The 8,624-nt window shown below is 57.7% G+C and carries 6 protein-coding genes and 2 pseudogenes; 4 read left to right on the forward strand and 4 right to left on the reverse strand.

The window, feature by feature from the left end; genetic code table 11:
• The first annotated feature begins 283 nt into the window (after window positions 1-283).
• Window positions 284-1,203, forward strand: a pseudogene (locus tag AUQ37_RS06335) (DUF1848 domain-containing protein).
• Here the strand turns inward: AUQ37_RS06335 and AUQ37_RS06340 are convergent.
• The 3 genes from AUQ37_RS06340 to AUQ37_RS06350 form a co-directional block, all read right to left on the reverse strand.
• Entirely contained in the window at window positions 1,166-2,155 is a 990-nt protein-coding gene (locus AUQ37_RS06340) for a bile acid:sodium symporter family protein (protein WP_058747882.1), read from the reverse strand. The pseudogene AUQ37_RS06335 and the gene AUQ37_RS06340 overlap by 38 nt on opposite strands.
• 67 nt (window positions 2,156-2,222) lie before the next feature.
• Window positions 2,223-2,441: a helix-turn-helix transcriptional regulator gene (locus AUQ37_RS06345; protein ID WP_058747883.1), complete on the reverse strand. Its 219-nt coding sequence runs from the start codon at window positions 2,439-2,441 to the stop codon at window positions 2,223-2,225.
• Window positions 2,442-2,450: 9 nt separating this feature from the next.
• A complete protein-coding gene (locus AUQ37_RS06350) occupies window positions 2,451-2,969 on the reverse strand; it encodes a DUF2975 domain-containing protein (protein ID WP_058747884.1) in 519 nt (172 codons plus the stop codon).
• Window positions 2,970-3,055: 86 nt separating this feature from the next.
• Here AUQ37_RS06350 and menA point away from each other — a divergent pair, with 86 nt between their 5' ends.
• Both menA and AUQ37_RS06360 read left to right on the forward strand, forming a co-directional pair.
• A complete protein-coding gene (gene menA, locus AUQ37_RS06355; protein ID WP_058747885.1) occupies window positions 3,056-3,961 on the forward strand; it encodes a 1,4-dihydroxy-2-naphthoate octaprenyltransferase in 906 nt (301 codons plus the stop codon).
• Between the two features lie 33 nt (window positions 3,962-3,994).
• The gene (locus AUQ37_RS06360) at window positions 3,995-4,789 is read left to right on the forward strand and encodes a ubiquinone/menaquinone biosynthesis methyltransferase (protein ID WP_058747886.1); all 795 of its coding nucleotides are present in this window, start codon (window positions 3,995-3,997) and stop codon (window positions 4,787-4,789) included.
• Between the two features lie 58 nt (window positions 4,790-4,847).
• Here the strand turns inward: AUQ37_RS06360 and AUQ37_RS12460 are convergent.
• Window positions 4,848-6,271, reverse strand: a pseudogene (locus AUQ37_RS12460) (aminopeptidase).
• Window positions 6,272-6,590: 319 nt separating this feature from the next.
• Between AUQ37_RS12460 and AUQ37_RS06370 the strand changes: the two are divergent.
• The gene (locus tag AUQ37_RS06370) at window positions 6,591-8,066 is read left to right on the forward strand and encodes an APC family permease (protein ID WP_058747887.1); all 1,476 of its coding nucleotides are present in this window, start codon (window positions 6,591-6,593) and stop codon (window positions 8,064-8,066) included.
• The last annotated feature ends 558 nt before the right edge of the window (window positions 8,067-8,624 follow it).

An 8,624-nucleotide genomic window follows, 5' to 3' on the forward strand; every position in this document is an offset into this window, starting at 1 on the left:
CGAGGTATTCGTTTATCTCGGCGGCGGCCTCGTCGGTGACCTCCCAGGATCCGCTCTGCATAGCAGGGAGGTTCTCGTTGGGAAGATAGACTGCCGTCACTGCATCATCGGTGCCGCATACGCTGAGCTTGCCGACTATTGTGACGAAGGTCTTTATGCGCTCGTTTTCCATCGATGTTTGCTATCGGTTGAAAAATATTTATCGGATTCGACGGATTTGTTCCCGATGATAATAAGCGCCAGCAGGCGCACCGATATCCCGGCGTTCCATTCGGAGTGGATGATGAACAGGCTCCGCGCCGGCTACTGTCTCGTCCGCAACCCGGTGTACCGTCAGCTGGTGTACCGCGTGAGCCTCGCCCGCGCGGACGTCGACGCCTGATTTTCATCACCAAGGACCCGTCGCCGATGCTCCCTTATCTGGATGAGATCGGCCGCATGGGTCATATGTGCCTGTTCCAGGTGACGGTCACCGGCTACGGCAGGGACCTGGAGCCCGGGGTCCCGCCGAAGGCGTCCGTGACCGATGCTTTCCGCCGGATATCGGAGAAGCTCGGCCCCGACCGCATAGCGTGGAGGTACGACCCGATAATCATCAACGAGCGCCATTCGCTCGCCTGGCACAGCAGGAAGTTCGAGACCCTCTGCGGGGAGCTCGAAGGCTATACCGACCGCTGCATCTTCAGTTTCCTCGATATGTACGGCAAGCTGTCGGGGCACTCGGACCTTCTGCGTTCTCTCACCTCTTCCGAGATGGACGCGATGGCGTCGATGATGTCGAAGACGGCCGCAGAGCACGGGATCGAGCTGAGCTACTGCTGTCCCAGATACGATCTCTCGGCGTTCGGCATCGAGAACCTGGGATGCATCGACAGGAGAACGATGACGCGCCTGGGGATCCCGTTCGAGGATGAGGACTCCAAACTGCGCGAGGGATGCAGGTGCATCAAGAGCATAGACATCGGGGAGTACAACACCTGCGCTCACGGGTGCCTGTACTGCTATGCGAACGCGTCCGACCCCTCCACGAGGGAGGGGAGGGTCTACGACCCGTCCGCCGAGATGCTCTCGGGGAGCCCCGGCCCGGAGGATGAGATCGTGCCCCTGAAGGGGCGCGAAGTCCCCAGGATAACCGATTTCTTCGACTATACCCAGTACGGCAGGATCAGGCGAGGGCCCCGCCGGCAGCCTTCTCCGAACTGAGCTCCTTATCCATCCTCTTCTTGGAGAACAGGACGGAGTCCATGAAGGCCACCCAGATTACCTCCACGATGATCGAGCAGGCGACGGCCACCATGGCGTCCCCGATCGCCGGCCCTTCCATGACCGAGACGCACAGGGCGATGGCGATCCCCTTGTTCTTGTAAGATATCATGAGGATGTCAGGGACGCGCTGGGCCCAGGGTATGCGGGCCTTCTTCTCCGCATAGGCCGTGAACGTCCCGAGCCCGAAGTCGCGCAGGAAGGCGATGAGCATGAACACGATGAACACGTCCGCCGCCTTCGGGAAGTTGGTGGAGCTGACGGAGAGCCAGACCAGGAAGAATATGCAGCAGTTGAGGAAGGCCGCCATGGAGGTCTTGCCGATCTTCACCTTGGTGAAGAGGCGGGACACTATCAGCGGGATGCCGATGATCTCGATGACGGTCTTCACCACGCCGTACATGTCTACCGTCTCGCCCAGCGTGACCCAGATGATGAAGGGGATCCACACCAGGTCGATGACGTAGACGATGATGGTCGAGCGCAGAGCATGTTCCAGGTCGCCCCTCAGTATGAGGGATAGCGGGCCCACCGAGGCTGCGAAAGGCGCGGCGGCGATGAAGACCAGTCCCTCGGCGTAGCGGCCGTAGGCCTCGGTGCCGTCGAGGATGTAATAGGCGGCCAGGGGGATGATCCCGGCGAGGACGATACCGAGCAGGACGGCGCGGGCCACCGACCGGCGGTGCTCTATGGGGTTTAGATTCCTGTAGGGGATCCTGGAGAGGGTGATCGTCATCATGACCGCCAGCACCAGAATGGTGATGTTGCTGCGGCGGTCGGAGGTCAGGACATCTCCGGGGAAGAGGCCGCCGTAGTTGGTGATCAATGATACGGCCAGGGCAAGCCCCATCATGAAGGCGGTGCTGCACAGGAGTTTCAGGATGACTTTCATTGCAACGGGAAGTCCGATTCAGTATTAATATATTGATTATCATTAAATTATTAACGATAATCAATAATTATTCAGATTCATCATCATCGATATATTCAAGGATGTCTCCGGGCTGGCAGTCCAGGGCCCTGCAGATCCCGTTCAGTGTCGAGAACCTGATAGCGCAGATCTTCCCCGTCTTTATGTTGGATAGGTTCACGTTGCTGATGCCGACCATCTTGGCCAGCTGGTTGAGGGAGACCTTCCTGTCGGCCATCACCCGGTCCAATCTGAGAACTATCGTCATACTGGTGCCTCACAGGGTATGGTCCGATTCGTCCTGCAGCAGGGCCCCGTAACGGACGATCAGAGCGAACATGTAGAGGACGACGGCGATGAGCACGCATCCGAAGAACATGAACAGCATGGCCGCGGCACCGTTACCGCCGGCCGCTTCGAGCATCAGGAACGCCACGGCGCATACAAGGTAGCACTTTGAGACCGTCTTGATCCTGGAGGTGTTGGTCTCGGTGAAGGGGCTGTGCTCCGCCCATATTGATGCCATGACCCGATAGGTCGCGTACACGGTGACGACGGCCAGCGCGAAGACCAGGAGCATTATCAGGTAGGCGGCCGCGGCCTCGGTATCAGTGCCGTCGGTGAAATCGGAGCCGATGAACCCTCCCAGGAACTCGCGCGTGCTCTCCGAGAACAGCGATCCGGCGCCCAGCACCAGCAGCGCCGCGATTATGGCCGCCAGGACGGCGGTGCCGGCGAGCATGACCTTGGAACCGTACAGGCACACCTTCTTCAGTGTGTGGAGGTCTCCCTTCATGTGCCAGTTATCTCGTGCCCTGTTCTTCTATTTATCGACTGTCGATAACGCAAGACTACTTTAAGCACCTCGTTAATCGGGTGCGCATGGCAGATGTGAAGCCTGTGAAGGCCGGATGGTTCAACGTGTTCCGGCCTTGGACCCTCCACGGCGCGGTGGTGCCCGTGCTCATCGGCGGCGCTGTCGCCTATGCCGACGGGGAGTTCTGCTGGTGGATCTTCCTTCTGGTGCTCGCCGGGGGGATGCCTGCTGCAGTCGCGTCCAACATCCTCAACACCTACGGCGATTTCGCCAAGGGGACGGACACCGTCGACAACGAGACCCGCTCCCCTGAGCTCGTCACGGGCGCGCTCTCCCCCAAGAAGGTGTTCTGGGCGGGGATGGCCTGCCTGGGAATCACCGCCCTCATCGGGCTGATCCTGATCTGGCACATAGGATGGGGCATTCTCTGGTTCGGCATCGCAGGAATAGCCGGAGCCGGCCTGTACACTGTGGGGGTAGCCTACAAGTACCACGGCATGGGGCAGGTCTGCTGCTTCCTGCTCATGGGCCTGCTCATGCATACAGGGACCTATTATGCTATGGCCGGTACGGTCACTTGGGAGGTCTTCCTCCTGGGTCTCCCGAACGCGTTCCTGATCACATCGGTCCTGAGCGGCAACGAGACCCGCGACTACTGGGAGGACAGGAAGGCCGGCGTGGGCACCCTTTCCGGGCACATGACCTACGCCCACAGCATGATGCTCTACAGGGCGGAAGGGTGCATCGCTTATGCTGTTCTGGCGGCCATAATCGCAGCGGGCGCCGTGCCGTGGACCTGCGCGCTCGCATTTGTTGCTCTGTGGGACCTGAAGAAGCTCCTGGACAATTCGAAACTGGCGCCGACCGAGGCTGGCCCCAACAGGCTGCTGGTCCCGATGGCGTTCAGGCACAACTGGCATTTCGGCGTCCTTCTGACCGCCGGATACCTGATAGGGTACTTCCTGCTGTGAACGGGCGGCGGGATGAGGATGAGGTGAGAGACGATGGCTGAAGATGAGATCAAACCCAACGGAACGCAGTTCGACGGCAAAGAGGTCTACGTGAAGGACGTCTTCACGGAGATCGCGTCATACTATGACGAGATGAACGAGATCATGTCCCTGAGGATGATCCAGGGCTGGCACAGGTACATGATGAAGGTCGCCGGGGACATCTCGGGGAAGGACTGCATCGATGTCGGCACCGGAACGGGAGAGATAGCGTTCCTGGTCGCCGAGCATGCCGGCCCCGGCGGGCATGTGACCGGGCTGGACCTCACTCCTGAGATGCTGAAGTACGCCGAGTCCAAGATGCCGGAGAGGCATCTCCCGAGGCCGGTGGAGTTCGTCGAGGGGGATGCACTCAATCTCCAGTATCCCGACGGCAGCTTCGACCTGGTCACCAGCGGATACATGCTGAGGAACGTGAACGATATCCAGAAGGCGATCTCCGAGATGTACCGCGTCCTCAGGCCCGGAGGCAAGGCGGTGGTCGCCGAGATGGCCACCCCGGACAACAGGTTCATCCGCTATTTCTTCAACATCTACATGAAGCACCGCGTGCAGAAGATCGGGAGGAAGTACGACAAGGGAGAGTCCATCGACGGCAAGATGCCCGCTTACGACTGGCTCGCCAACTCCATCAAGGGCTTCCCCCACGGCGAGGTCATGGAGGAGAAGTTCAGGAAGGCCGGGTTCACCCAGGTGAAGGCCCATAAGAAGAACTTCGGCGCGGTGTACATTTACGAAGGAATGAAGGAGCAGCGAGATCCCTGCCGTTCCGATCCTTCGGTTTTCTGAAAATATATCTGAAATGATTGGGAAGGGGGCTCGGCCCCCTTCCGCAGGGCTTGCGCCCTCAGACGGTCTTAGGCTTCTTGTAGTTGTAGTAAGCGTAGATCGCCTTGTAGAGGAGGTAGTCGTCGGCCTTCGACGTGACCTCCAGGGGGGCATGCATCGACAGGACGGGGACGCCCATGTCGACGGTGTCGAGGTTGTGGATCGAGATATCTACGGCGATGGTTCCTCCGCCGCCGACATCGGTCTTGCCGAGCTCTCCGACCTGCCACGCACGTCGGCCTCCTTGAGGATGCCCCTGAGGTAGCCCATGACCTCCGCCGAGGCGTCGTTGGTCGAGTATTTCCCTCCGGCGCCGGTGTACTTGGACACGACGGGCCCCCTTCCGAGGAAGGAGCAGTTCTGGGGCTCGAAGGCCTCGGGCCATGCCGGGTCGACCGCGGCGTTGACGTCGCAGGACAGGCACATGGATTTCCTCAGGACGTGGCGGATGGGGAATCCCCATGCGGAGGCGACATCCTCCAGGAAGTCCTTCCAGAAGACGGATCTCATGCCGGTAGGTCCGTCCGAGCCGGTCTCCTCCTTGTCGGCGAAGACCATCATGGTGGTGAATTCAGGCTTCTTGGTGTCCATCTCGGCCTTGAACTGGGCGAAGGCGCAGACCTTGTCGTCCTGTCCGTAGGCTCCGACCATGGACCTGTCGAACCCGATGTCCATAGGCTCATACGCGGGTATGGCGCAGAGCTCGGCGGACAGGAAGTCCTCCTCCTTGAACCCGTACTTCTCGTACAGGATGTTCATGATGTTCAGCTTGACCTTCTGGGATACTTTGTCGTCCTTGAAAGGCCAAGAGCCGATCAGGACGTTCAGCTGCTCGGCGTCTATGATCTTGTTGCCGGGCTTGGACACCTGTTCCCTTGCGAGGTGGGGCAGAAGGTCGGTGATGCAGAACTTCGGGTCCCCGGGCTCCTCTCCGATGCGCACCTTGATCGTCTTGCCGTCGGCAAGGGTGACGACACCGTGCAGGGACAGGGGGATGACGGTCCACTGGTACTTCTTGATCCCTCCGTAGTAATGGGTCTTGAAGTACGCCATGTCCGTGGACTCGAAGAGGGGGTTCGGCTTGAAGTCGAGCCTGGGGCTGTCCACGTGGGCGACGCTGATCCTGACGCCCTCGGACACAGGCCTTTTCCCGAAGGTCATGAGGATGAGGTTCTTCCCGCGGTTGTTGAAGTAGACCTTGTCGCCGGCATCGTACTTGGTGCCGATCTTGAACTCCTTGTAGCCTGCCTTCTGGGCGAGCGGCAGCGTGTAGTCGAGTATCTCGCGCTCGGTCTTGTAATGCAGAAACTGCTTGTACTCCTCGGCGTAGTCCATAGCCTCGCGGAGGAGTCCGTTGTCGGCCTCTCCGACGATCTTGGGCTTCATGAGAAGCTCTTCTTCCAGTTTCTGGCCGGCGCTCTTCTCTTCTTTTTTGCTAGCCATGATTATGGGTGATGCCCAGCGGATATTTTACACAATCGTACCGACTGGATATTTGTAGAAGAACGGACGGACCCTGTTCCGGACCCATGCTTCTGGCATGAGATGTTTCGCCATCCATCATTATTAATGTTTTTCTTTTCGTTTATAATCGAAAATCCATCAAATATAAATTTTACGGCTGATGGCATTAAAGTCTTAAATAGAGTGCAAAAAGGTTTCCTCATCCGGCGGCGGCCCTCTTCCTGAGAAGGCCGCATAAACGGTCCGGCAGACCGTTCCGTTCCTCCGGGAAACGGTGCGTCAAGTGTGTGTGGTAATAATGGCAGAAGAACAAGCTGAAGGCGGATTGAAGCGTTCCGTGAGCTGGAAGCAGGGTCTGTTCATCGCGATGGGCGTTCCCATCCTGATCCTTCCTTCCCTGGCGGACGTCAGCACCATAGTGTGGGGACTGTGCATCTTCGTTTGGACGATCTCAGTCCTGCAGGGATTCCTGCAGAATATGGCGTACGGGGAGATGGTCACGGTGTTCCCGAAGGCCACCGGGCTTCCCGGATGCGCGCAGACGGTCTTCAAACCCAAGAATCCCGGGAACCCTCATGATATGAGGAAGTTCATAGGCGCGTTCAGCGCCTGGTGCTACTGGTTCGCATGGTGCCCTGTCGTGGCCATCTTCACCATGATGATCGGGGACTACCTCGTCCAGATGTTCGAGTGGGATATCGAAGGATGGACCTATCTCGGCCTTTACATGGCCGTGGGGCTGATCATCGTTGCTGTGATGTACGTTCTCGGGGTAAGGGGCCTCGAGGGAGGGGCCAGGCTCGGGATGATCCTGGCGATCGTGTCGGTTATACCTATTATAATAATAGTGGCCGGCGCCTTCATCTCCGGCGAGTTCGAGTTCTCGAACATAACCGACAACATCACCGCGCCCGGCTGGAGCTGGGACTTCGAGGATATCGTCCTCCTGTTCGGATGCTTCGGGCTTGCTCAGTGGAGCGCCTGTGCATGGGAGACCGCGGCAATCTACGGTCCCGAATACGAGAACCCCGGCAAGGATGTCCCCAAGGCGCTCTTCAGCTGCGGGATGATATGCCTCTTCATGTACTTCTTCGTCTCCGTTGGCGTCTATGGGTCCTTCGATCAGAGCAACCCCGACGATGCGGCGCTCATGACCAATGCCATCCTGGCGCCGCTCTCCGAGGCCGTCTTCGGCGACACAGGGAAGTATGTCGCCCTGTTCCTCCTGATCGTCGCGATGGTGCTCGTCATCCAGACCGGGTTCCTCGGTTCATCCAGGACGCTGTACTCGATGGCCGGCGAAGGGAACCTGCCCGACTGGTTCGGGAAGGTCAACGGCAGGGGCATGCCTGCCAACGCTATGCTGTTCGTCTGCATCTTCAACATGCTGCTGGTGTTCATCGTCGGATACAGCGGGTGCGTCGCAGGGTCCGGGGACACCAGTTCGACTATCCTCTCGGCCTCTGCCATCGGATACTGCCTCGCCAACGGCATCGCCCTGGCGGCATTCGTCAAGTCGAGGAGGGACCCCGAGTTCAGGGACCTTCCGAGGCCGTACTCTGCGCCCAAGTGCTGGATCTACCCGATCGCCGCCATGGTGTTCGTGCAGTTCGTCCTGTGGTTCCCCTGCCTCGTGTATTGGAGCTATAATCTGGGGGACAGCATCACTCCTGCGATCATCGCAGGCATAATCCTCATCTGCTACCTGCCCGTATGGTGGATGGTGCAGACCGGGAAGTCGGGCAGAACAGCCGAAGGCGTTGCGTCCGACTGACCGAAACATCTTCCGGCGCCTCCGGGCGCGGTCTTCTTTTCATTTTTTCTTATTTTTATTTCTATATATTATAGGAGAGAAGAAACGAGAGAGGAACCGCATCCGCCGGCCTCGGTCTGTTGGTTATATTGTTCATCCAATATGCGAGTTCGCCATGGATGTTTTCGGATGGCGGCATCAGAGGATCAGGTTCTGCCTCGGGAAATGATTTTATTTGTACACTGGAGCGTACCTAATTAAAATGCCCAACAAATGTACATTTAATTGTAGAACAGCAATACAAATATCTAAGACTTGATTAATATACAAATAATCTGAAGGAGGCAATTTGCAGAGATAAATGATATGAAATCAGAGGAAAAGCATACTGCATTTAATGAAGGTTATATGTTCCATCCATCAGTATAAATACATTGCTATAAATCGAATATGATTATCCGATAAAACTAATATAAAAACCTTTATACGAATGCTCACTCAAGGTTAAATACATCCAAGTGAGTGCTTAGCCCAACGGTTGAATCTCAACCGACTAGAGGAGAGAAAATGGCAGATTTT

This window comes from Candidatus Methanomethylophilus sp. 1R26 (assembly GCF_001481295.1).
GTDB lineage: Archaea > Thermoplasmatota > Thermoplasmata > Methanomassiliicoccales > Methanomethylophilaceae > Methanomethylophilus.

Bases quoted from the DNA above. Each gene is read 5' to 3' on its own strand.
- AUQ37_RS06340 (WP_058747882.1), bottom strand. From the start codon at position 2,155: ATGAAAGTCATCCTGAAACTCCTGTGCAGCACCGCCTTCATGATGGGG.
- AUQ37_RS06345 (WP_058747883.1), bottom strand. From the start codon at position 2,441: ATGACGATAGTTCTCAGATTGGACCGGGTGATGGCCGACAGGAAGGTC.
- AUQ37_RS06350 (WP_058747884.1), bottom strand. From the start codon at position 2,969: ATGAAGGGAGACCTCCACACACTGAAGAAGGTGTGCCTGTACGGTTCC.
- menA (WP_058747885.1), top strand. From the start codon at position 3,056: ATGGCAGATGTGAAGCCTGTGAAGGCCGGATGGTTCAACGTGTTCCGG.
- AUQ37_RS06360 (WP_058747886.1), top strand. From the start codon at position 3,995: ATGGCTGAAGATGAGATCAAACCCAACGGAACGCAGTTCGACGGCAAA.
- AUQ37_RS06370 (WP_058747887.1), top strand. From the start codon at position 6,591: ATGGCAGAAGAACAAGCTGAAGGCGGATTGAAGCGTTCCGTGAGCTGG.